Here is a 22,737-nt window from a genome sequence, read left to right as displayed (position 1 = left end):
GTGCCGGGCGGAGTCTAAACTGCCCGATTTCGCTCCTCCTTTCCGCTGCTCGTCACATGCGCCGAACGCCTGACGAAATTGCGCGCCGCCTCCGCTCCCATAGGCCGCCCCAGGAGATTGCCCTGCAGGCAGTCACAGCCTTCCTTCTTCAGCCATCGCGCCTGGCCCTTTGTCTCGACGCCTTCGGCGGTGACGCTGATCCCCAATCCATGGGCAAGCCCGATGATTGACCGGACTATCGTCTGGCTTTTCTGATCGGTCTCAAGGTCGTTTATGAAGTACTGGTCGATCTTCAGCGTATCGAAGGGGAAGTTCTTAAGATAGCTCAACGAAGAGTAATAGGTGCCGAAGTCGTCGAGCGAGATTCGAATACCCAGCACGTTCAAAGTGTTAAGCGTGTCGAGATTATCGATCGTCTGCTCGAGGAGAACCGTCTCGGTTATCTCGAATTCAAGCCGGTCGGCACGCAGCCCGACGGCATCGATGACCTGGGCGACGCTATCGGTAAGCGACCCGCTGAGGAATTGCGCCGGAGACAAATTCACCGATACCGTCAGTGAAGAGGGCCACGTCGTTGCTTCGCGGCAGGCTTCCTCAAGCACCCATCGACCGATCTCGTCCATCAGGCCATCGGCTTCGGCGATCGGTATGAACACACCCGGAGGAATTGTGCCGATCTCGGGATGCCGCCAGCGCAGCAACGCTTCGAAGCCGACAACAGACGAAGGCGTGCTGAAGAGAGGCTGATACTCCAGGTAAAGCTCGCTGCGCTCGAGCGCCATTCGCAGGCTCCGCCGCAGATTCTCCCGTTGTTCGAGCAAAAGCAGCATCGAGCGATTGAAGACCCGTGCACAGCCGCGCCCGTCTCTCTTGGCCGCATAGAGCGCAATGTCGGCTGCTTTCATCAGCTGCTCACTTTCGGTTCCGTGCTCCGGCCCGAAAGCGATGCCAATGCTTGCGCCGATGAACACCGGAATGCCGTTGATGACGAACGGCGTCTTGAGCGCGTCGATCAGCGCACCGGCAAGGCGTTCGGCCTCAGTAGGCTGCTCCTTTCCCGACTGGATGACGGCGAATTCGTCGCCGGCGTACCGGTAAGCCGATTCGCCATCCCGCAGCGTGTCCTGTATCCGGCCCGCCGCGAGCTGGAGCAAGGCATCACCCGCGCCGTGGCCGAGTGTGTCGTTGACTGCCTTGAACTCATCGAGGTCGATTTGCAGCAGGGCCACCTTCTCCTGCAAAGCATCGACCGCAGTCAAAGCCTGCTGCAGCCGCTCGCTGAAGCGGCGGCGATTCTGCAAACCGGTCAAAACGTCGTGTGTCGCCTGATGAAGGAGCGTTACATGTTCCTGCTCCTCGGCAATCGTCCGCCCGCCCTGCCCGGTTTCCCGGGATTCAATGATCCCCACACCATTTACGACGCCAAAAACGAAAGCCGATCGCGGCGTTTCATCGCCGGAGGCCCGAAGATCGATCGTTGTCGGCGAGCCACCGTGAAGCACGCGGTCAAGTTCGCCGCGAAGCCTCGTGTCGAGAAACCCTGGATAGACTTCCCAGATCGCGGCGCCTGCCGCGACCACGTTACCCTGGATGCTCTTGAGCTTGGTGGTGTAATGGGTCAGGCGGAAGTCGCGGTCATAGAACGAAACGATGTCAGTGGTGTTCGTCAAATGGTCCGCAAGGCGCGCGTCGCTCCCTGAGAGAGGGTCGCCTAAGGAAAAACCGTCGGTCTTCGCCCCGACCCCCCAAGTCTTTGGACGTAAGAGCCGGTCCCACAAACGGTATAAATTCCGCATCGCTTCACCTTAAGGTGAAGGTAGAAATAGCATAACCAGGGAAGCGCGTGCAAATATCCGCACGCGGGAAGGATGAACGCTTTCTTTACGACCGAAAGATCGGCGGCATTGCCGCGACAATCATGCTTGCTCGGTCAAGTTGTAAATTAGCCAAAGCTACAAACCTCATCATGTGACCTTGTCAGCGACCGAGCCGTATGCCTGATTGCCTGTCGAAAACATGTATCTGGCCTGCTGCCGCCGAAACATCGAACTGTCGTCCCACGGCTGCGTCGTGCATGCCATCCACGACCGCCACGACATCTTGCCCGGCATAGTTGAAAATCACATGGGTCTGTGCGCCGGTCGGCTCGACGATACGGGTCGCACCGGAAAGCAGACCGCCTCCGGAAACGGGCATCAGGTGCTCGGGTCGAATGCCGATCGTCAGCGCCTGCCCTTCCTTGAGCGCCAGAGAAGCTGTTTCAAGCAGCAGCAAATTGCCTCCCTCCAGCTTCGCGGCCAATCCTTTCGGCGTCGAAACGGCTGTCGCCTCAAGAAAATTCATGGCAGGTGAGCCGATGAAGCCCGCCACGAAAAGATTTGCCGGGTTGCGATAGAGATCGAGCGGGCTGCCTTGCTGTTCGATACGCCCGCCATTCAAAACGACGATACGGTCGGCGAGCGTCATGGCTTCGAGCTGGTCGTGGGTGACATAGAGCGAAGTCGTCGCCACCTTCTGGTGCAGCGACTTGATCTCGGCACGCATCTGGACCCGGAGCTTGGCATCGAGGTTCGACAAGGGTTCGTCGAACAGGAAGATCGCCGGGTTGCGCACGACGGCGCGGCCCATGGCGACACGCTGTCGCTGGCCGCCCGAAAGCTGCGCCGGGCGCCGATCGAGCAGCGCGGTCAGATCGAGCATACGCGCGGCCTCATCGACGCGGGTCTTGATTTCGGCCTTTGATTTGCCGGACAGCTTGAGATTAAAGGCCATATTCTGCGCGACCGTCATATGCGGATACAGCGCGTAGCTCTGGAACACCATCGCAATGTTGCGCTCGCGCGGGTTGAGGTCGTTGACGACCTTGTCGCCGATCAGGATGTCGCCATCCGTCGCCATTTCAAGGCCAGCGATCATCCGCAGCAAGGTCGACTTGCCGCAGCCGGACGGCCCGACCAGGGCAACGAATTCGCCATCCTCGATCTTGAGGTCGAGATTGTGGATGATGTCGACCGCGCCGAAGGATTTCTTCAGGCTGCGCAGTTCGATCGAGGCCATATGGTCGGCTCCCCTGGAAAAAAAGCAGGCGGCGGCATGTGCCACCGCCCGAAATTATTACTTCTCGCCGCGCATCTTCGCCTGGAAGGCTGGAAGATGCTTCTTCTGGGCCTCGAGCATGCGCTCGCGGTAGACGCCGTAGATGACGTCCGTGTCATGGAGCGTAACGCCGGCAATGGTCGGCGAGGCGAAGGTCGGAAGCTCGATGCCGCGGTCGGCAAGGTTCTGCGCGGTGCGGGCGATCAGCTCATGCGTCATGATCATCGCCAGAACGGTCGAGGAACCCGACACCGGGCGGCTCCAGCCTTCGACCGGCACTATGGCATCCTCGATCGGAGAACAGGTGTCGATGACGAGGTCAGCGGCGTCCGCCAGCCGCTTGCCCGAGGAGTGCGTGGCCGGCTTGTCGAGATTGTTCTTGCTGGTGATCGCCACGACGAAGATGCCGCGCTTCTTGGCATAGAGCGCGGTTTCGATGCCCGAGGCGTTGCGGCCGCTATGGCCGAAAATGATGATGCTGTCGCCCTCGTTGAGCGGCTGGTGATCGAGGAATTTCTCGGCGTAGTTTTCGGTGCGCTCGAGCCACAGCAGCTCGCGCACGCCACCGGCGCCGAGCACATTGTGCCACATGACACGGGGGTCGGTCAGCGGGTTGAAGCCGACATAGGTGCCGTAGCGCGGAAAGGCTTCCTGGCAGGGTAGGACCGAATGACCCGAGCCGTAGAGATGGACCAGGCCACCGCCGGCAAGCGTGTCGGCAAAGCGGCCGGAGGCGGTTTCGAACGCTTCGGCGTTGGTTTTCGAAGCCTGTTCGATCAAGGCAGCCAGACGGCCAATATAGAGGTCGGACACAATAATTCTCCTGTTGGTGATTGGTTAGGAACGCAGCGTCGAACGGATTTCGTATCGATCGCCGCGCATGACCGAGACGGTGAACTCGAACGGGCCGCGCTCGTCGGTGGTGATGCGTTCCACGACGAAGGCCGGGGTTCCGGCAGGCAGGTCCAGCAGTGCCGCATCCTCGGCGCCCACGGAAGCCACGCGATAGATTTCCCGCGCCTCCACCGGGTTGATGCCGTAGCGCCTGCTGAGAGCCTCATAGAGCGAGCCTTCAGGTGGACCAGGCTCGAGAAAATCGGGCACCCGCGCCACAGGCAGCTGCGCCGTCTGGATGCCGATCGGCGCGTCGTTGCCAAGACGAAGGCGGCGGATGCGCACGACCGGTTCGCCTTCTTCGATTTCCAGGGCGGCGGCCGCCGCGGCATCCGCAGTGGTCAGGCCGAAGTCGAGCAGGCGTGAGCCGACGACCAGGCCGAGATTGCCCATCTCCTGCGTAAAGCTTGTCAGCTCACGCGTGCCGGCAACCAGCTTGGCGCTGCGCACGAAGGTGCCACGGCCATGTTCGCGACGCAGAAGGCCCTGCTCCTCGAGATTGCGCAAGGCATGGCGCAGCGTGATACGGCTGACGCCGAACATGATGCAGAGGCGATCCTCGGCGGGAATCTGGCTGCCGGTCGGCCACTCGCCGCTTTTGACGATGGTGCGGATGGCCTCTTCGACCTGATACCAGAGCGGTTCGGGTCGACGGCGATCGGGTTGGGAATAGGTCGCCTGGCTCATCGTATCTGTCTCCAGTTTTGTCCGGCCGCGCCGGCAAGTGCTGCGCCGACTATTCCGGCGCGTGCGCCGAAGGTTCCGGCTCTGATTTCTATCGGACGCAAATGCGCCGGAAGCTGCCTGCGCATAGCGTCAAGAACGGGTTGGCCGAGCACATCGAGTGCCGCGGAAATGCCGCCGGCAATCAGGATCACTTCCGGATCTAGCAGCGCGACCGCACCGGCAAGCGCCATGCCCAGGCTTTGAACCGGCTTTTGCAAGGCTGTAATCGCAGCCGAGTCACCTTCGCGCGCCGCAGCGATCAACTCAGCACCATTTGCCTTGCCCAGGCGAATGGCGATGTCATCGAGCGCCCGCCCGGCTGCCATGCGTTCGAGCCAGCCGCTGCGGTCCTCGCCGGGATCGTCCATGTCGGCGCAGGCCCAGCCGAAGGAACAGGCGCCACCCCGCGCGCCGGCGACGATCCGGCCATTGGCGAGAACCGCTGAGCCGATGCCCGTGCCAATCGCCAGCAGGATGGCGTCGGAGGTGCCGCGTGCCGCACCGGCTTCCGCTTCAGCCAGCAGGGAGATCTGGGCATCGTTGCCGAGCCCGATCTGCAGATCCGGGAACAGTGCCGCGATGTCGAGACCGTCCAGATAGGGTAGATTGGGAATCCAGCGACATTGCGTATTCTCGACCAGACCCGGCACGGCAAGGCCAATCGCCGTCACATCCCCCACCTCCGCCCGCAACGCCGCGAGGCGGCCGGTGAAGTCAGCGAGGCTGGCCGGCGCCGGCTCCCTTGTGAGATCGCGCAGCGATGCGGGGTCGCCGCTGGAAACCGCCGCGCGCAGCTGCGTTCCACCGAGATCGATGGCAAGCACCTGCGTCATCGACCAAGCCTCGCAGCGTGCGGTTTAAAGGTCTGAAACCCTGCCCTCATGAGCGGCCTGACTTTCCGATGATGCGATTTCCCATTTCTTTTGCGCCGGCCTTGTGCGTTTACGTAGATCATGTTGTTATAACGTCATGAAGACTTGCAGGCAAGATGATTTCCGAATGCTGCCGCTCGAGGGCGAAGACCGCAGGTTAGCCAGATTTTCTGGTCGCAGATCACCGGATCTGTTCCCCACCGGCCAACCGAAACCACCGCGAACACCTCCCCTTGCAGATATGAATATGACGTTATAACCTCTTGTCAAAGAATGCTACCCGGGAACATAATCAGATCAGTTGGAGGACCTATTTCATGAGACTCGTCTGGACGATCAAATACGCGCTCGCTGCCGGCATCATGGCGCTGCCGACAGCGGCTTTTGCCGAAGCAGTCAAAATCTCCTACCTCACCCATTGGGCGCCCGAGACCGTTGCCCTTCTGGAAGAGGCAGCGACGGAATATGCCAAGACCAATCCTGATGTGGCGGTGACCGTCAGGGCGGTCCCGTTCGGCGATCTCCTGACCACGCTGCGCTCGCAAGGCGGCGGCGCGGACGGCGCGACCATTGCCGGCATCTACGATCTGTGGCTGCCCGAACTCGCGCGCGACAAACTGGTGGCGCCTGCACCTGAAACGGTCGCAACCGAGGTGAAAGGCGCCTGGCCAGCGGGTGTCGTTTCGGCGGCAAGTGTCGGCGGCACGCTTTACGGCATCCCCAACGAGATCGACGTTTACGCACTCAACTACAACAAGGCGCTGTTTGCAGAAGCAGGCATTTCAGGCCCACCCAAGACCTGGGACGAATTCAAGGACGCCGCTGCCAAACTGACCAAGAAGGACGCCGGCCAGCAGGGCTTCGGCATGATCAACTCCTGGGCGGCAGGCGTCGTGCATCCGTTCTCCTCGCTTCTCGTCTCCAACGGTGGCGATCTCGTCACCGACGGCAAGCCGATGCTTGATAGCAAGGCTGCCGGTGAGACGTTCCAGCTCTACGAAGATCTGATCAAGGCCGGGTCCAGCGATCCGGCAATGGCCACCGCCGACGCCAATACGACCGGGCCATTTCTCGACAATTTCGTCTCCGGCAAGACCGGCATGATCATCATGGCGAACTGGTGGGAAAGTGCGCTGAAGACGGGCATGGGTGAGAAGTTCTCCAACATCGCCACCGCGCCCATTCCGGTTGGCCCGAGCGGCGACAAACCGCGCTCCATCTCCTATTCGTGGATGACGGTGGTCAATGCCGGTGCCGGCGAGGCCGAGCAGAAAGCGGCCTGGGATTTCCTCGCCTGGCTGAACGGCGCGAAATCCGGACCTAACGGCTCATCGGCAATGGCCAACATCCTGATGTCGATGGGCATCCTTCCCTCGCGCACCTCCGACGTGGATGCGTTCAAGGACAAGCTCGGCTCTGAATTCCTTTCCGGCTATGTCAGCGTGCTGGCAGACGCCAAGCCGTTCCCGGTGGTGCTGGGCGGCCAGGAGTTCAGCGAATCCCTGCAGCAGACGATCGAGGCGCTGCAATACGGTAAGGTTTCGGCCAAGGACGCGCAGACAAACGCACAGACCGACGCCGTCTCCATCCTGGAACGCGCCGCGAAATAACCGGTCGGACCGGGCAAGCGGGAGCCGGTCACAAATGGCTCCCGCAGCATCTACAAGGCAACTTCATGACGACTTCCTATCGCGGCTCCGTGTGGGTGATGCTCACCCCGGCCGTTGCCCTTATCGGCGTATTCATCTTGCTGCCGATGGCGCTTACAATCTGGCTGTCTTTGCAGGACTGGTCGACACAGACCGGTTTTCAGACCGCGCGCTTCATCGGGCTCGACAATTTCCTCGAGATTTTCGGCACGACCTCGATCGGCCGCGATTTCAAGGGCGCTTTCGTCAACACGGCAATCTACACGGCCTTGTCCGTTATACTGATCCTGCCGCTTTCCGTCGGGCTCGGACTGCTCGTCTACCAGCGCAATGTTGCAGGCGGCAATTTCCTGCGCGCCGTTCTGTTCTCGACCTATATGGTGCCGATGATCGCGGTAGCCCTCGTCTGGTCGAAGCTCTATTCGCCGAGCGAAGGCCCGTTCAACCAGATGCTTGGCTGGATTGGGCTTGGGGGCCAGCCATGGCTTTCCTCACCTGGAACGGCGTTGATATCCATTGTCTTCCTCAATGTCTGGCAGCAGGTCGGATATTTCACCGTGCTGGTCATCGCAGGCCTGACGCAGATCCCGCGTAGCCTCTATGAAGCCGCCTGGATCGACGGGGCCGAACCCCATCAGCAGTTTTATGCGATCACCCTACCGCTGCTACGCCGCACACTGCTGTTCAGCGCGGTGATTGCCGTCATCAATGCCGTGCAGGTTTTCGAGCCGGTAGCGCTGATCACCCAGGGCGGTCCGGTCGGCTCGACCAATGTGCTGACCTACCATATCCGCCGGGTCGGCATCGAGCGCGCGCAAGGCGGCTTGGGGTCTGCCATGGCGGTAACGTTGATGCTGTCGCTGATCATCGTGATCTTCGCCCTGTTCGCCTTTGCCAGACGGAAGGACGAAGAATGACTGCCACGACCAATCAGGCGCCGACGCGGGGGCTGATTTTCCGCAGGGTGCGGCCTACGGGCGGCGACGTGATTGTTGCGACGCTAATGCTAGTCGTGGTCGTCGCATCGGCCTTTCCGCTTGTCTGGATGGTGCTTTCAAGCTTCAAGACGACTGCCGAAACCATGCAGGTGCCACCCGTCTGGCTGCCGCGTTCCCCGAGCTTCGATGCCTATGACAAGGTTGCCGGTGTCATCAATGTCGGCCGCTCGATGTGGAATTCGCTCGTCATTGCTTCGGTGACGACCGCCGGCATCCTGCTGACCAGCCTGATGGCAGGCTATGCCTTCGCCAAATACCGTTTTAGGGGCAGCAACCTTCTCTTTGCACTGCTGATCGCCACGATGTTCCTGCCGCCCATCGTGACCCTCATTCCGCTCTATCGGATCGTCGGTTCGCTCGGGTTGAATGCGAGTCTAGGCGGCGTAATCCTGCCCAACCTTGCCAACGCTTTCGGCATCTTCCTGATGCGCCAGTTCATTGCCGGCGTTCCCGACGACCTGATCGACGCGGCACGGGTCGATGGCGCGTCAGAACTGCGCATTCTCTTCAGCATCGTCGCCCCAAGCGTGATCCCGGCGATCGCAGCACTGGCGCTGTTTGCCTTCGTCTATCACTGGAACAGCTATCTCTGGCCTTTGACCGTGCTTCAGGGCAACAGCGATCAGTATCCGATCGTCATCAGCCTGAGCCGGCTCCTGAGCTACAACCGTGGCGCCATGAACACCGGCCTCGTCATGGCCGGGGCGACGCTTGCTGTACTTCCGCCGCTTGTCCTGTTCGTCTTCCTGCAACGCTTCTTCGTCGACAGCATCGTCGGCTCCGGCGTAAAGGGCTGAAGGAAGGCTTACTGACGTGCGTCGATCAGGCTGCGTCGGCCGGCTTTTCCTTCTTCCGGTTCTTTTTTACCTCCAGAAGGATTTGACGCGCGGCCTCGGCCTCGCCTTTGCTTAGCCCGGCAAGAAGCCGATCGGCGAAAACAACCGGCTCATCCAGTTCATTATCCCAGACGGTCCACAGGTCGGTTGGCTCCAGGACAAGTTCAAAGCGCTGTTTCATATTGGGCTCCAAGAGAGCGCCTCAAGGGCGAGGCACGAATGGAGCGTGCGTGATTCTGCTCAACGAAAAATTAGCAAAATCAATAAGATAAGATTAGAATTTTAATGACTGCTGATAAACTTTATCAGTATTCGCTACCGTTATGGCGCCAAGTTGTAGGCTCGAAGCTCAGTCCTTTCGGACGCTTTTAGAGCAGCATTCCAACCGCAAGAACTGCACCCAATATTGCGATCGTGATCAAAACCCACGCGGCGATCTGGAGACGCCTGTGTCGGCGCACCTTGGTGCCGGTCCAATCGTAAGGGGATTCGTAGTTCATCGTTCCGATCTTTCGATCAGCACCAGTCCACGAACATTGCTCGTCGACCGGTGCTGAAATGCGCACTCAATACACAGCGCTCGAAGAAAGATGCCGGATCTATGGTTAAGAACCTCTGAACAAAAACTGTCGGCCCACTGACGGTATCCGCCCATGGAATGCGATACATGTCATGCCAGCTTCATGTGCGGGGCAGAAAATCATCGCTCAAATTTGCTGATCGCGTGTGACGCAATGCTCTCTACGGCCAACCCGACCGCGCTGAAGCTTCTCGACGCATGCGAGCATGTGCTTTGCGAGGTTGCAGCGTCGGAAGACGTCACGGTCAGGCGCGTCCCGGCGAAGCCAATGCCAATCCATCGGCCATAAGCTATCATTTCGGCTCGCAGGAAAAGCGCATCATAGCAGTGGCACACCGCGTCTATCGGCGATTGATTGCCGAATGTCATGTCCTTCTGCAAAAGGCTGTGGCGCGGCGCATGCCGGCACCGCCCTATCTCGAAAAAGTCATCGCTGCCCTGATCGGTCCTTCCGTGCGCTGGAGTCTCGACCCCGCATCCAGTTATGCCGTGCTGACCCATTTCACGCATATGGCCCAACGCGGCAACGCATTGTAATATATACACAAATCATTTGGCTTCATCTCCTATCAATCTCCTTGCAGATGCGAAAGGTTCTTGTTTCGTTCCATGTCATCCACTATCACTAAATGTCACCCTTACGTGAGATTAACGCCTGAACGCCGTGTTTTCCTGCAACGAAAAGCGAAGGGCGAGATATGACCAAGATGAAAAAAGCCAAGCCGGAAAGCCGAAGGTTCCGGCGCAGGAAAAGCTTCAGGTGTGAGCACGCCGGCTGCTGGGTCACGACTTTGCCCTGACGACCGCCGAACACGGACGAACGCGCCAGTATGCGGATACCGCTGAAGCCGCGCGCCGATACGATATCAGCAACGGCGGGATTGTCCGGGTGCGCAACGTCGACCCGCTGAAGGGGATAAGCTCGCTGACGAAGGCACACCGCATGGCCGGCGAGACGTCCCGCGAGACATACGAGTTCTGCGCGCGCGAGGGTCTGAAGACGGGTGCCGTGCAGGAACGCGTCGACGGTGGACGCATGGGAAGCGGCGTGCCATCAGAAGCGATGTCGATTGCTCAGAGCTCCTTGAAGGCGGCAATCGGCCATCATGAGATGGCGGCGCGGCAGTATGGTCGACCCCGCCACTTTCAATGGTTTATTCCGTCGGTGCACCCGTGCCCGCCGGGCCGGTCTGTGCCGTAGTGCCTGTCGAAGGTGCGATAGGTGCTGGCTGCGTCATGTTTGTTGTTGGTGCGGACGTTTCGCTCTGACTACCGGTACAGCCGGCAAGGGCCATAAGAAAAAATCCGAGCGCCGGTAGAATTTTCATAGAGTTCATGTGTTCCTCCTATGGGCTAGGTCAACGTGACGTGGGACACACTATCTTTGTACTCCTCTTTCGGGTCTCCCATGCCGAGGAACATCTTGACGCCGGCGACAACACTTGATGCGTCCTTCCATATCTCCGCATCGGCAGGATCGAAGCGCAACAAACAGAGTTTGGGATCATCCTTGCCCTGTTCAAACCATGCCGCGACGAATCTATTCCAAAGGCGGTCTATGACGGCCAGGTCATTGTCGATCTGCAGTTTGCCTTGCACGGTGGCAAACAAATCGTGGCCCTTCGAGGCATAGACCAACGTGGCGTCTGTAGGCCCCGAAACGCCCCCGGCAAGTTCTGTATCCTTGGCGGTGAAGAAGTAGATTGTGTTTCGGTCACCGTCGAACTGTGCGGTCATCGGGCGAGCGTCAACACCAGAGAGGCCGACCATTGCGGTCATGTCAGACCTGATCGAGTCCCAGAATTTTTTCGCGAAGTCTTGATCATTTGACACGGCTTGTCTCCTTTGTGGGTTAGATGGGTCCTAACCCCCGAAACAGGCAACTGTTCCGAACGAAGCGCCAGGCGATGCGAATGACCTCAATGGGTGCAAGGTGACGGGCCGCCAAAGAACGAAGCTACCGGCCCTTTATGACGGCATAGCCAAGTCCCATCGCACCGCCAAAGATAGCGCCGACCACGAGGTCGCCAAATACGGCGAGACCTGCGAAGGCTCCGACACCGACGCCGACTAATACTGGATTGCTCATCTCACGGGGCCACCTTGAATTTCAATAGATGTCCTCCCGCCGCGTTGAACAACCAAAAGGTAACCAGAAATGGCGCCGACCGACAAGCAGCGTGGGGAAGTGGTCGCTGCAACCAATCGCGCGGGAAAGCTGGGAAGTTATTACCCGCCGACAGTTACTTCGGCGCCAAACTGTAGCACAGGCCCGTCGCTCAAGGCTTTCTCAGTCAGGCCGAAAGCCTGGGAAAGCATGGCTTTGGCATAAAGGGGGTGTTTGGTGACGTCGTGAGCCGTCTCGAAGATGAAAACGTCTTGGCGGCTGTTGTTGCCCTCATCGATAACGAAGAATACTCGACCGATGGTCTGGGGGGCGTAGCCTGTCTTGGTCGCGGCCTGCTCTCGGGCGACCTTCTCGGTAACTGCCATCACGGAAATAAAGTTCATTGAGCGCTCCCGTCCGACGGCGAAAGGTCGAGCCTAAATGCAGCCTCGACTCAGTCGAATCTCGCGAGAATTTCGGCATCGATACAAAAATCGAGAAACGCTTGGCGAGCTTCTGCTGTTGAAATGGTCCCAGCTTCAGCTCGCGTCAATACAATTCCGGCAAGATGGGCCATTTCTGTATGGAGCCCGCCAGGCCACACTGCCAGAAAATTCCATGCCTCATCGATCGAGGAAATGGCGATGATGCGACCATCGAAAGCAACCCAGACAATATCAAACGCCATGATGTACGCGGCTCCAAATCCAAGCTTTGGCAAAGGGCAAGACGGCATAGAATCCGCAGGCACGTCCTGCGCATATAGGCGACGGCCGCCGAAGATAGCCGCGGTCGGTTAATGGTGGCTGCAAAGTCCTCGTGAGAGCCTCGCCCGAAAGGGTCCGACTTGGGCATCATCTTAAGCGTTGCGGCTTGCCATATGCGCATCGAGCTTTTTTCGAGACGGACCGTAGCGCTTGATGATGGTCGTGGCCTCGCTTGGTGGGATGCCGTACTTCTTGGCGAACGCGGCGACCTCATAAGTCTCGCCGCTCGCGACCAGCTTTCTGTCTTCTTTGAGCTTTGATTTGTCGTCAGCCATTGCAATATCCTTCCTTGATTTGAGGAAGATAGAGCAGGGCACCACGACGCCAAGCCCGGCTTTAGCTGGCACTATCCAGCTTTCCAAAAGTTCCAGGGTATTCGTTCTCATCATTTATGCTCAAAGCCGGGGTGGGAAGCGAGCGGTCCAGCCGGCCTGAGCTAAGGAGTGACGTTGGCTTTTAACCAAGCCACGCCATTTTCGTTTATGTGGTCCGTTGCCCAATCCGCGCCGGACGCATCCCGATCACCATCAAGCCAACGTTTCCGTCCATGGTCGCCTTAATGAGATTACGAACTGTCTCTGCGGGGCCAACCACAGTTCCAAACCAAACAGACTTCAACGGCGAAGTACACATCCAATCGCGAAGCTGTTTGATGAGCGCGTCATAGTTACGGTCGTTTCATCGTCGTCTGTGGCAAGCAGTGCCCATCCTTCTGACCAGAGTCCCCAAACCGCCTTACGGTTAGCTGCTACTTTGATGAAATGAGAATATCGATCCTTACCCTCAAGGGCCAAGACTGCGCGCATTTTCTGTTCACTTGCCATCATTGCGGTCACTCCATATCCGGGACTTCACCGTCTACAAAAAGCGTCGTAGGCTCGCCGTACTCTCCGATCGTCGGGTTTGCCTCGCGGCTCCAGGCAATGACGCCGGCATGCTTGCCCGCCAGTCCCTTCGCCGTTCTGATCGCGCGATCCTCGGTCTGCTGCTCCATCGGATCGAACGCCGGCTGAAGCTCGCCTTCCTCGTCTCGATCAAATGCCATTACGACGATTAGTTTCGGCGCTTTTTGCTGCGACAGCGCGTTGTGTTCCGACGCGTCCATAAGTTCGACAACCAGCTCAACACCTCGGGCATGAAGTTGTGGCATCGCATCATCCAATGAGAGGCCGACGCGATGGAGGGTTCTTGGGGAACTTATCGCGCCGGCCAATGCAGCCGGCGGACCCAGCCACACGACTAGATGATCACTGAATTCTTTGCCATTCCAGTGTTTTTTCAATGGAACGCACGCGGGTGGCCGAAGCGCTAGTTCTGCGCAGCCGCAACCCGGAACTCTACCGCACAATCGTCGAGGGCGTAGAGCATCACATGTACGGCTCGTCAGATATTTGACCCGAACTGCCTGACGAGACCCTCGAAAGCTCTGCATTCCGCACCAACGCCCCGGTTCGCTTACGTCTATGACATGGGCAACTGTTGGGAGCACGAGATCCGCATCGAGAGCCGGAAAGCGGGCGAGGAACGCGGACGCTATCCGGTCTGCATCGACGGCGCGGGCGCCTGCCCGTTGGAGGATTGCGGTGGCCTGACGGATACATTGAGCGTGACGCCCTCAGCCTCGACACAATGGATGATCTAGCGACCATTGTGCTGATTTGAGAGATCGAAGCCCGCTCTAGGGCAACGTGTAGGAGGTCTTCACCGTGGTGTAGAACTCCACAGCATAGCGGCCCTGTTCGCGTGGTCCGTAGGATGAGCCTTTCCGCCCACCAAAGGGCACGTGATAGTCCACCCCGGCGGTCGGCAGGTTGACCATCACCATCCCCGATTCGGCATTCCGCTTGTAGTGGCTGGCGTGTTTGAGACTCGTCGTGCAGATTCCTGCCGTAAGCCCGAATTCGGTGTCGTTGGCAAGCGCCAGCGCCTCATCATAGTCTTTGACCCGAATGATCGAGGCGACCGGACCAAAGATCTCTTCACGGTTGATACGCATCTGAGGCGTCGTTTCAGTGAATAGCGCTGGCTCCAAGTAGTAGCCTGGCGTCCCCCGCTCCAGCCGAGAGCCGCCCCATGCAAGTTTAGCCCCCTCATCCTTGCCGATCGCGATGTAGGACAGGTCTTGGTCGAGCTGGTTTTGATCCACGACGGGCCCGATATGCGTTCCATCCTTGAGCGAGTCGTCGACAACAAGCTTGCTCAACCGCGCCTTGAGCGCTTCGACGAAGGAGTCGTGGATCTTGTCCGTTACGATCAGGCGGGACGAGGCAGTGCAACGCTGACCGGTAGAGAAGAAGGCGCCGTTCGCAGCACACTCGACAGCGGTCTGGAGATCCGCATCATCAAGGATGACGAGCGGATTCTTTCCGCCGAGTTCCAACTGAAACTTGCGCATGTGTTCGACGCTGCTGGCGGCGACCTTCTTGCCCGTCGTGACGGAGCCAGTGAAACTGATCGCATCCACATCGGGACTGGTAAGAAAAGCATCGCCAACCACTGAACCGCGGCCCATGACCAGGTTGAAGACCCCGTCAGGAATACCAGACCGGATGATGATGTCGGCAAGCGCCCAAGCTGACCCGGGCACTAGGTCGGCGGGTTTGAAGACAACGCAGTTTCCATAGGCGAGCGCCGGTGCGATCTTCCAGGCAGGGATCGCGATCGGAAAATTCCAGGGCGTGATGATGCCCACGACGCCTACCGGTTCGCGTGTTATGTCAACCTCGACGCCCGGGCGAACGGAAGGCAGCTTCTCGCCGGACAGGCGCAGGGTTTCGCCCGCGAAGAAGCCGAATATCTGGCCCGCTCGGACGACCTCACCGATGGCTTCGCCCAGCGTCTTGCCTTCTTCTCGCGCCAGCAACCTGCCCAGTTCCTCCCTGCGGGCCAACAACTCTGTCGAAACCTTTTGCAGGATATCGTGTCGGAGCTGGATGCTGGATCGCGACCAAGACATGGACGCCTGTTTGGCCGCAGCGATGGCGGCTTCGGCGTCCTGTCGAGACCCACGGGCATAGACACCGACGACGTCTCGGGTGTTCGAAGGATTGATGTTGTCTGCGGCCTCGGCCGAGTTCGTCCATTGCCCGGCGATAAAATTCTGATGCACGTTCATTCTGGTATTTTTTCCTTTTTGCCGCTGTTCGCCTGATGGGAACAGTTGTCTACTGAACCGAAAGTCTAACTGCCCTGCTTAGGACAAAAGTTTTCGAAGGTGACGACGGCCCAGCGGTTCTGCCGCAAGGCCAGCTTTCGCATCCAGCCGGTCCTCTCGCCGAACTTGGCGCGGCACCAAGCGCCGTCGGTCGCCATCAAGCACAGTTCGGTCGTGACGCAGGTTTGCGTCGGCACCACGCCGACCACCTCGGCGTCGTCGCGCGCCTCGGCACGGACGTTCAGGTTGACCAGGACCTGCACGCTGGCGCGTTCCGGCGCGGGAGGCGCGGCCTCTGCCACATCCACACACTTGCTGGTGAAGCCCGAATAGAAGCAGCCGCCGGCCCGCCTGGCAGCCTCGAGCATGGCTGCAGTGCCGGCAACCCCTACCTTCTCGAAGATCAAAGGAGAGCCCGATGCACTTGTACCGCTAATCCGCCGCTGACTGCCGCCAAGCCGGGCGATCACCGCGCCGGCGGCATCGAACAGGGTCATCTGACCCTCGCTGACGCCCCAGGATTTGACCAGAGCGGCCTCGCCGCGGCAGCCCTGTCCCTCGACAGCGAAGCGGCCGTCTGTATCAGCTTTCGAGCCCAGCACCATATTGCAGGTTGACGGAGGGTTGGAGTAGCGGGCATCGACGAGTTGCCAGGTGCCGTTGAATGCCTGGACGAACTGGTCCACGGACTGCGCCCGCACCATCGTGGCCAGCGACAACGCGCCGGCTGCGGCCAACATGACCGTCAAAAATCTCGTTACTTTCATGCCCCCTCCTTTACATACAATTCGAAGATTAGTAGGAGATTTGTCAAGTCATATTCCGCGATATCTATAGCATAGATGCAGTATTCGTAAATAAAAGACACGGCATGCCGGGGAGTGTGAACGGGAACTCGAGACCTAGCGTTTGCCTTAGGGTTCGCCCGACGAAACCTCGGCCTTGCCGACGACCCTCCCGCCCTGCCGGAGAACCACCCTGATGGAAATGCGGTCGCCCTTAGCAAGAGACAGCGCGGTCCTGGCTATGTCCTGGGATTGGCCGGCGGAGAGCTTCAGCGTGCGGTTCTGGCGCGTGGTCACTGTGCCCGAGCCGCCGGTACGGTCGATCTCCACCGAGCCCTCGATCTCGGCAACGCCCAAGCCGACGGCCGATGCGGTGATCTGGACACCGGCCTCCGTGGGCACGATGGCGATGGAGGGGGTCGCCACGGCGCCTCCGTCCTGCGCCACCGCGTCGCCTGCACCGCAGGCGGCGGCAAGACCTACAAGGAGTGCGGCTGCGTGGCGCATCGACGCGTCTCTAGAAACTGGTCTGGGTGATCGAAACCGTTCCCGGCGCCGTGGAAAACACCTGCATGCCTGTCACACCCGCCGGGCTCAGATTGTTGCCGTTCTGCGTGATGGTCACGGAGGTGTTGGCGGCCACCGACGTGGAGAAGGTGTTGCCGTTGCCGGTCTGAATTATCTCGCCGCTGCCACCAGAACCAACGGTCAGTGAGTTGGCATTGCCGCTGCCGTTCTGCACGATTAGACCGGTCGCGCCTCCGCCGACGGTCAGCGATGCATCGTTGCCATCCCCTATCTGCAGGACGGCGCCAAGGGAATCGGCTCCAAATGCGCTCAACTGAGCCGAATTGCCCAACGTCCCGCCAGCCGAATTGTCCTGGAGAAGAAGCAACTGACCACCATCGCCTTCGATGGTCAGCGTCGCGGTGTTGCCCTGTCCTGTCTGAAGCGCGTACGGCGCGGTCGCCTGGTCCATCCGGTACAGGTCGCCGACATTGAGCGTGCGGGCGAGCGCGTCTTCGATCATCTGCTGCGTCGGGCCGGCGACAAGCGAGTCGGTGGCCAGCGACTGGTTTGACGAAAGGATGTTGCCCTCGATCGCGCCAAGAGGGCTGGTCTGCATTATCTTCAGGACATTATTGTCGCCAGCAGAGGCCGGAAAGGCACAGAAGAAGAGAATGCCTGTCAATATAGCCTTAGATTTTCCTACCATGCGAACATCCCCTCTCCCGTAAAAAGTCACCAGGACGTCTGTGATATACTAATCATATTGTCGATTCCGGACTGTGAAAAACCGACGACGTTATTTAATCCAGTCTGCGAGACAGCGGCCTGATTTGCGATGCCTGAAATCGAGGCTGTAAGCCGGTTCCCGCTGCCCTCCTGCGCGAAAGCGAAGAGATCGTGGCTCCCGGTGACGCTGGCGGTGATGTGGTTGTCGAATCCGCTCTGGGTGATCGAACCGGGCGTCGGGCCAACCCAGTGGGCCGATCCGGTGAGGGGCGCGCCAAGTGAGCCGCCGTTGAAATCGCCGTTGATGTTGACGTTGAGCACGTTCGGTGCGCCGAGACCGTTGTGGGCCTGAAGAACGGACACCGTATTGAAGCTGCCGTTCACGTCGAGCGTGAGCGACTTGGACAACTCGTGCTGGGTCAGGATGATCAGTTCGTTGCCGGCCTGGGCAGGCGCCGATGCCAGGACGACGCCGGCAACAAGGATAGAATGCAGTTTCATTGTGACAGTCTCCTCCTAATGTGGGGAGATCATCGCAAGTGCTGCTTAATATTCGGGCCGCGGGATCGATCAAAGTTGAAGCAACGTCGCTGTCTCCGGTCCGACCGGAGACAAGGTCATTGCTGGAACACGACGGCGCTCTGCCAGAGCCCTCCCGAGCCGCCAGCGACATGTTTGCTGCAGCGGTCTCGACGCCGCCGAACGGGTTGGTGTCACCGCTCACCGACGTCAGGAGGGTGAGCGCCGCGCGTCCCTGCGAGTTGGAGAACGGATTGAGAAGGCCCATAAGCATCGTCAACGCGTCAACGCTATCGAGGCAACATATTCACGTTGCCGGGCCGTCTTCGGTGTCGCGCCAAGGTCTGGCGTCGTCGCTGCGCCGGTGACCGCAGGCGGAGCCTCGGAAACAGATCCGTCCCCGCCCGGCTCGAGCGAGCCGACCGTTTCGTCCGGCGATGCGGGAGGCGGAGCCACCGGTGCGGGCGCCGCGGTCGGAGTCGGGCGACGAGGCGCAGCCGCCGTGCGCGGCCATGCGGCCGTCGTCTCGACGACATCCGCGGCGTTGCGAGTCTTGGGCGACGGCACGATTTCAGCGGCCGTGGTCAGCTTGGTGCCGTATTTCTCGTTGCGATAGTCGGCGATCACCTCGCGTCCCGCATTCCGGTCCTCGAACGACCAGACACCGAGTTCGGCGCCCTCGATGATCATACCCATCACCGCCTTCTCGATGGCCTGCTGCACGGCGATCTGCTTAGGCTCGTTCTGGGTGATGCCAGCCTCAGCCTCGACGATCTTGTCGAGGGCTATGTAGCGGAACGCACCGCCCTGAAGCGCGTAGGAGGCGATCATCTTGTGGACCGCGACGCTGGACAGAACCTCGCCAGTGTTCGTCGAGACGGCCCGTAGCGTGACGGTCACGGTGTCCTGCTGCCATTTCACATCGCCGCCGATGCCCAGATAGCGCGCGCCGATGCCGCCCGTCATGGTGTTGGTGTCGTAACCGGTGATTCCGCCCTGGAGGATGATGCCCGCGTGATCGAGCGGCGGCAGGACGCGCGCGTCGATACGCTGCTCGTTGCGGTAGAGCCGCCGCATCTCGGTGACGATCTGCCGCTCCTTGAGCAGGTCGTCGAGGCGGGCACGGTCGAGCACCGTGAACCAGCGCTTCTCGCCAGCATCCTGCAAGGCCTTGATCAGCATGGGCGCGCCGCCCTGGGTGACAGCCCGCGACATGGTCTGGACGTTCTCGCGTTCCTTGTACTGGCCGGTCAGATCGGGGAAATCGTAGACGGCGACGATAATGCGCTTCGAAGGGGCCGGGATGGTGCGCAGGCTGTGGCTCTGCTTCGTCACAGGCGTGTAGACGGGCTGCAGAACGCCTGCGCTCGGCACTGCCTGGCATCCGCCAAGCACAGACACGAGTACGCCGATGACGGCGACCTTTGCGATCATGGTCCCAAAGCGCCGGCTTTTCGGTATGTCGCCCTCCCGTGATGCCGCTGCCCGCATGTGCCCTGATCCGTCCCGCGTCGAAATCAATTCAGCCCCGGGCTGAGCGACGTGCTCGACGTCAGGTCACCGTTCAGGGCACCGGTGTTCAATCCCCCGGACAGAGTGTTGCTCGACCCGAGGCCACCTGTGTTCTGCATCAGGGAATTTGTAGCGTTGTTGGTCGCAACCAGCAGGGGCACCACGATCTCGGTGACGCCTGTCGGGTCAGTAATGACTAGCCGAATCGAATCGATGGTCCGCTCGTAAGTGACGGTCGTGTCGCCGAAACGGACAGTACCCGATTCCTGCGGATTCTCACCGAAGATCGCCTCGGTAACCTGACTCGCGAGCGCCGAAAGCAGGCGGCTCTGGAGCTGGCGGACGAAGAGGTCCGCGTCAGAGGAGTCCGGATTGGTCGGATTGTTCGGATCCGCATCCGCGGGCGGCTTGCGGGCCGTGGCCGTACGCTGGGCGTTGGCCAGGCCGAGCAGGTGAGACGAGTTCAGCGGGCTGCCGCCGAAGGAGGGATTGATAGGAGTGTAGACCATATCCTGAGCGGCCGAACCGCCCGCGGCAGTCAGAACAACGCCAGCGGCCAGAAGCGCCGCGCAAGCAATCTTCATCATCTCATCTCCCCCCGCACCTTGCGAAACACCATGACGGCGTTTGTTGCAAACGCTTCCGTGATGGCGGCGGATTCCGGGCTCCCTTCTGTTCGAGATAGGCCTCGTTCTCGCTGCCGGCGAACGCCGCGCCCATCATCAGCCCAACGGCCGTCGTCGTCGTTGCAAGGGCGATCTTGAAGGTCATCGTCTTCGTCCTGTTACACAGTTCAGTGCCGCGCGAAGAGATCGGCCGGGCGGTTCCCGCCCGGCCGATTGTGGTTACTGCGAGACGGAGAGGTTGTTCGAACCGCCACCGTTCTGGGTGAATGACGTCACGTTGTTCGACCCGTTTTGCAACACGGCAGCCTGGTTTCCATTGGAGGGGCCGGCGTTGCCGACCAGGCCGGTGATGGAGTTGCCGCCGCCGATCTGGGCGAAGGCGAACTGGTTCAGATTGCCGACGACGTCATAGGTCAGGCTGTTGCCCGACAGCGCCGAGGAGGAGTCCTGAAGCGCCCTGCCCGCCGCGAGCTGACCGCCAGACGTGCTGACCAGCGTTCCCGCGGCGCCCGTCAAGCTGCCAGAGCCGTTCGAGTCCCCTTGGAAGGTCACGCTGACGGTATTGAGGCTGCCGATCTGGTCGATCTGCGCCTTGTTGTCGTTGCCGGTCGCCTGCGCCACCGCGTCGTTCCAGTCGCCGGACTGGTCAATAACGAACTGGTTGCTGTCTCCGAGGATATCGACCAGCGCGCTGTTGATTTCGCCGTCCTGTTCGATCGCTACACCGTTCTGGTCGCCGACGATGTCGACGAGCCCGGTATTCACCGCTCCTGTCTGGCTCAGCATGACCTCGTTGGCTTTGCCGTTCGCCCGCGCCACCGCGTCGTTCCAGTCGCCGAACTGGTCAATATCAACCTCGTTGCTGACTCCGAGGATATCGAGCCGCGCGCTGTTAGTGTCGCCGACCTGTTCGAGCGAAGCGACGTTGAGGTTTCCAGTGACGAACACCTCGCCCGTATTGCTGCCATCCTGGTCGACCGCCACGTCGTTCTCGTCGCCGAGGATGTCGACGGTCCCGTAGTCGCTGCCGATCACACCCAGCTGATCGAGCAAAATCGTGTTGGCCTTCCCATCGACGTAGATCTCGCCAACATTGCCGAACGAGGCGAGGCTGTCCTGGTTCAGGGCCACCACATTGTCGTCGCTGCTGCCGGCGGTGCGGGATCCGATCAGGATCTTGCCAAGATTGGCGAGCCCGATCTGGCTCAGCGCGAGTTCGTTGGCGTTGCCGTTCGCTGACGCCAGCGCCTCGTTCCCCTCGCCAATCTGGGCAATGCCAAACTGGTTGCTGTCTCCGAGGATCTCGAGTTGGGCGCCGTTGCCGTCGCCTTCCTGCGATATCGCGACCTGATTGGCGCTTCCGTCAACAGTGCCGACGATCCAGTTACCCAGCCCGTCCTGGACGAGCCCGAACAGATTGTAGATGCCGGTGACGACATAGTTGATGTCATTGCCTTCGCCGGTCTGGCGAACGCGCGACTGAAGCACCCCGACTCCGAGGGCCGGCCCCGTGAACTCACCGGACGTCACGCCATTGCCGGCGCCGGAGAAAGTCAGCGTCGCGATGTTGTCCGCCGCGCCCGTGTTGACCTGGCTCAGTTCGCGAAGCTGGTTGCCGTTGCCGCCGCCCTGGCTGATGCTCGCAATGTTGGCGCCGCCAGCCGAGAGGTTGTTCGTCTGCGTCGCCGTGTAGACGAGTTGCGAGTTGCCGGTCTGTGTGATGGTCAGATCGTTGCCGAAACCGGTCTGGTGCGCGCCACTGCCGTCATTGCGTGGGCCACTGCTGGTGTTGCCCACGCGTGAGGACTGGCCGGTCTGGGTAATGGTGACGTCGTTCGATCCATCCGTCGCGCCGCCGCTGAAGGTCTGCCGGAGGTTGGAGACGCGCGCCGACCAGCCGCCGTCCTGGGTGATCGTTGCGTTGTTGGAAGAGGTCGTCGCAGACGTACCGCCATTCTGCTGCACCTCGAAGACGGCCTGGTTGGCCCCCGTCTGGTCGATTCGCAGATAGTTGGAGTTTCCGATCTGGTCGATGCCAAGGCCCGCCTGGTCGCCCGGCGATCCTACCCGGTTGATCTGGTTGCGCGGCGGGCTGGTCACGTTCGAATTATGCGCCTGGTTGATGATCAGCTCGTTGTCGGCGCCGTCCTGCCGGATTCGCTGCGTCGTATGTCCGGCTCTGTTGCCGACGGCCGAACCGTTCGACTGGCCCTGGACGATGGAGGACGAGTTACCGTCGCCGATCTGGTCGATGTAGGCCTCGTTCTCGCTGCCTGCGAGTGCCGCCCCCATCAGAAGTCCGACCGCCGTGGTGGTCGCAAGTGTCAGCTTGAATGTCATCGTGTAACTCCTGTCACGCGGTTGAATGTTGCTCGAAGAC

The 22,737-nt window shown here is 60.3% G+C and carries 27 protein-coding genes; 6 read left to right on the top strand and 21 right to left on the bottom strand.

Features of this window, described 5'->3' with window-relative positions; translation table 11 throughout:
• Window positions 1-14: 14 nt before the first annotated feature.
• The 5 genes from G6N74_RS27325 to G6N74_RS27305 all read right to left on the bottom strand — a co-directional run bounded on the left by G6N74_RS27325 (window position 15) and on the right by G6N74_RS27305 (window position 5,549).
• Entirely contained in the window at window positions 15-1,670 is a 1,656-nt protein-coding gene (locus G6N74_RS27325) for a putative bifunctional diguanylate cyclase/phosphodiesterase (protein ID WP_246246003.1), read from the bottom strand.
• Between the two features lie 307 nt (window positions 1,671-1,977).
• Complete coding sequence (locus G6N74_RS27320) at window positions 1,978-3,057, bottom strand: ABC transporter ATP-binding protein (protein WP_165121149.1); 1,080 nt, start codon at window positions 3,055-3,057, stop codon at window positions 1,978-1,980.
• A 57-nt stretch (window positions 3,058-3,114) separates the two neighbouring features.
• Window positions 3,115-3,909 (bottom strand): sugar isomerase domain-containing protein, encoded by a 795-nt coding sequence (locus G6N74_RS27315; protein WP_091917747.1) that lies wholly within the window; start codon window positions 3,907-3,909, stop codon window positions 3,115-3,117.
• 24 nt (window positions 3,910-3,933) lie between these two features.
• Window positions 3,934-4,677 (bottom strand): GntR family transcriptional regulator, encoded by a 744-nt coding sequence (locus G6N74_RS27310; RefSeq protein WP_165121148.1) that lies wholly within the window; start codon window positions 4,675-4,677, stop codon window positions 3,934-3,936.
• Window positions 4,674-5,549 (bottom strand): ROK family protein, encoded by an 876-nt coding sequence (locus tag G6N74_RS27305; RefSeq protein ID WP_165121147.1) that lies wholly within the window; start codon window positions 5,547-5,549, stop codon window positions 4,674-4,676. Before G6N74_RS27305 ends, G6N74_RS27310 begins: the two co-directional genes overlap by 4 nt.
• A 356-nt stretch (window positions 5,550-5,905) precedes the next feature.
• Between G6N74_RS27305 and G6N74_RS27300 the strand changes: the two genes are divergently transcribed.
• The 3 genes from G6N74_RS27300 to G6N74_RS27290 all read left to right on the top strand — a co-directional run bounded on the left by G6N74_RS27300 (window position 5,906) and on the right by G6N74_RS27290 (window position 9,032).
• Window positions 5,906-7,198, top strand: a complete 1,293-nt coding sequence (locus G6N74_RS27300; protein ID WP_165121146.1) for an extracellular solute-binding protein — start codon at window positions 5,906-5,908, stop codon at window positions 7,196-7,198.
• A gap of 65 nt (window positions 7,199-7,263) precedes the next feature.
• Window positions 7,264-8,154 (top strand): carbohydrate ABC transporter permease, encoded by an 891-nt coding sequence (locus tag G6N74_RS27295; protein WP_165121145.1) that lies wholly within the window; start codon window positions 7,264-7,266, stop codon window positions 8,152-8,154.
• Entirely contained in the window at window positions 8,151-9,032 is an 882-nt protein-coding gene (locus G6N74_RS27290; RefSeq protein ID WP_165121144.1) for a carbohydrate ABC transporter permease, read from the top strand. The genes G6N74_RS27295 and G6N74_RS27290 overlap by 4 nt, the downstream gene beginning before the upstream one ends.
• Before the next feature lie 25 nt (window positions 9,033-9,057).
• Here the strand turns inward: G6N74_RS27290 and G6N74_RS27285 are convergent, their stop codons facing one another.
• Window positions 9,058-9,252, bottom strand: a complete 195-nt coding sequence (locus tag G6N74_RS27285; protein WP_165121143.1) for a hypothetical protein — start codon at window positions 9,250-9,252, stop codon at window positions 9,058-9,060.
• Window positions 9,253-9,849: 597 nt separating this feature from the next.
• Here G6N74_RS27285 and G6N74_RS27280 point away from each other — a divergent pair.
• Together G6N74_RS27280 and G6N74_RS27275 are read left to right on the top strand one after the other, a co-directional pair.
• Entirely contained in the window at window positions 9,850-10,188 is a 339-nt protein-coding gene (locus G6N74_RS27280) for a hypothetical protein (protein WP_165121142.1), read from the top strand.
• A gap of 352 nt (window positions 10,189-10,540) precedes the next feature.
• Window positions 10,541-10,852 (top strand): hypothetical protein, encoded by a 312-nt coding sequence (locus tag G6N74_RS27275; RefSeq protein ID WP_165121141.1) that lies wholly within the window; start codon window positions 10,541-10,543, stop codon window positions 10,850-10,852.
• 152 nt (window positions 10,853-11,004) lie between these two features.
• Here G6N74_RS27275 and G6N74_RS27270 read toward each other — a convergent pair whose 3' ends face one another.
• From G6N74_RS27270 to G6N74_RS27250, 6 genes are all read right to left on the bottom strand, one after another.
• Entirely contained in the window at window positions 11,005-11,484 is a 480-nt protein-coding gene (locus G6N74_RS27270) for a pyridoxamine 5'-phosphate oxidase family protein (RefSeq protein ID WP_165121140.1), read from the bottom strand.
• A gap of 124 nt (window positions 11,485-11,608) precedes the next feature.
• Window positions 11,609-11,740 (bottom strand): hypothetical protein, encoded by a 132-nt coding sequence (locus G6N74_RS31300; protein WP_281354042.1) that lies wholly within the window; start codon window positions 11,738-11,740, stop codon window positions 11,609-11,611.
• A 140-nt stretch (window positions 11,741-11,880) separates the two neighbouring features.
• Window positions 11,881-12,162: a hypothetical protein gene (locus tag G6N74_RS27265; RefSeq protein WP_165121139.1), complete on the bottom strand. Its 282-nt coding sequence runs from the start codon at window positions 12,160-12,162 to the stop codon at window positions 11,881-11,883.
• A gap of 50 nt (window positions 12,163-12,212) precedes the next feature.
• On the bottom strand, window positions 12,213-12,446 hold the full coding sequence (locus G6N74_RS27260; protein WP_165121138.1) for a DUF982 domain-containing protein: 234 nt from the start codon (window positions 12,444-12,446) through the stop codon (window positions 12,213-12,215).
• A gap of 171 nt (window positions 12,447-12,617) precedes the next feature.
• Window positions 12,618-12,911: a DUF3606 domain-containing protein gene (locus G6N74_RS31580; protein ID WP_246246002.1), complete on the bottom strand. Its 294-nt coding sequence runs from the start codon at window positions 12,909-12,911 to the stop codon at window positions 12,618-12,620.
• 446 nt (window positions 12,912-13,357) lie between these two features.
• On the bottom strand, window positions 13,358-13,630 hold the full coding sequence (locus tag G6N74_RS27250; protein ID WP_165121190.1) for a hypothetical protein: 273 nt from the start codon (window positions 13,628-13,630) through the stop codon (window positions 13,358-13,360).
• A gap of 363 nt (window positions 13,631-13,993) precedes the next feature.
• Here G6N74_RS27250 and G6N74_RS27245 point away from each other — a divergent pair, with 363 nt between their 5' ends.
• Window positions 13,994-14,167, top strand: coding sequence for an IS1096 element passenger TnpR family protein (locus G6N74_RS27245; protein ID WP_165121137.1), 174 nt, complete (start codon window positions 13,994-13,996; stop codon window positions 14,165-14,167).
• Window positions 14,168-14,203: 36 nt separating this feature from the next.
• Here the strand turns inward: G6N74_RS27245 and G6N74_RS27240 are convergent, their stop codons facing one another.
• The 9 genes from G6N74_RS27240 to G6N74_RS27200 form a co-directional block, all read right to left on the bottom strand.
• On the bottom strand, window positions 14,204-15,640 hold the full coding sequence (locus G6N74_RS27240) for an aldehyde dehydrogenase family protein (RefSeq protein WP_165121136.1): 1,437 nt from the start codon (window positions 15,638-15,640) through the stop codon (window positions 14,204-14,206).
• Window positions 15,641-15,705: 65 nt separating this feature from the next.
• Window positions 15,706-16,446 carry an AprI/Inh family metalloprotease inhibitor gene (locus tag G6N74_RS27235; RefSeq protein ID WP_165121135.1) on the bottom strand — a complete coding sequence of 247 codons (741 nt, stop codon included), beginning with the start codon at window positions 16,444-16,446 and terminating at the stop codon, window positions 15,706-15,708.
• A 147-nt stretch (window positions 16,447-16,593) separates the two neighbouring features.
• Window positions 16,594-16,971 carry a curli-like amyloid fiber formation chaperone CsgH gene (gene csgH, locus G6N74_RS27230; RefSeq protein ID WP_165121134.1) on the bottom strand — a complete coding sequence of 126 codons (378 nt, stop codon included), beginning with the start codon at window positions 16,969-16,971 and terminating at the stop codon, window positions 16,594-16,596.
• A 10-nt stretch (window positions 16,972-16,981) separates the two neighbouring features.
• Window positions 16,982-17,680 (bottom strand): hypothetical protein, encoded by a 699-nt coding sequence (locus G6N74_RS27225; protein WP_165121133.1) that lies wholly within the window; start codon window positions 17,678-17,680, stop codon window positions 16,982-16,984.
• 26 nt (window positions 17,681-17,706) lie between these two features.
• Window positions 17,707-18,201 (bottom strand): hypothetical protein, encoded by a 495-nt coding sequence (locus G6N74_RS27220; protein ID WP_165121132.1) that lies wholly within the window; start codon window positions 18,199-18,201, stop codon window positions 17,707-17,709.
• Window positions 18,202-18,495: 294 nt separating this feature from the next.
• Window positions 18,496-19,653, bottom strand: coding sequence for a CsgG/HfaB family protein (locus tag G6N74_RS27215; protein ID WP_165121131.1), 1,158 nt, complete (start codon window positions 19,651-19,653; stop codon window positions 18,496-18,498).
• A gap of 83 nt (window positions 19,654-19,736) precedes the next feature.
• Entirely contained in the window at window positions 19,737-20,318 is a 582-nt protein-coding gene (locus G6N74_RS27210) for a curli assembly protein CsgF (protein ID WP_205826892.1), read from the bottom strand.
• Window position 20,319: 1 nt separating this feature from the next.
• Complete coding sequence (locus G6N74_RS27205; protein WP_165121130.1) at window positions 20,320-20,502, bottom strand: hypothetical protein; 183 nt, start codon at window positions 20,500-20,502, stop codon at window positions 20,320-20,322.
• A 74-nt stretch (window positions 20,503-20,576) separates the two neighbouring features.
• Window positions 20,577-22,697, bottom strand: coding sequence for a beta strand repeat-containing protein (locus G6N74_RS27200; RefSeq protein WP_165121129.1), 2,121 nt, complete (start codon window positions 22,695-22,697; stop codon window positions 20,577-20,579).
• Window positions 22,698-22,737: the final 40 nt, after the last annotated feature.

Source organism: Mesorhizobium zhangyense, assembly GCF_011045115.1.
Classification (GTDB): Bacteria; Pseudomonadota; Alphaproteobacteria; order Rhizobiales; family Rhizobiaceae; genus Mesorhizobium_M; species Mesorhizobium_M zhangyense.
This window is presented reverse-complemented; position numbering and strand designations above follow the sequence as displayed.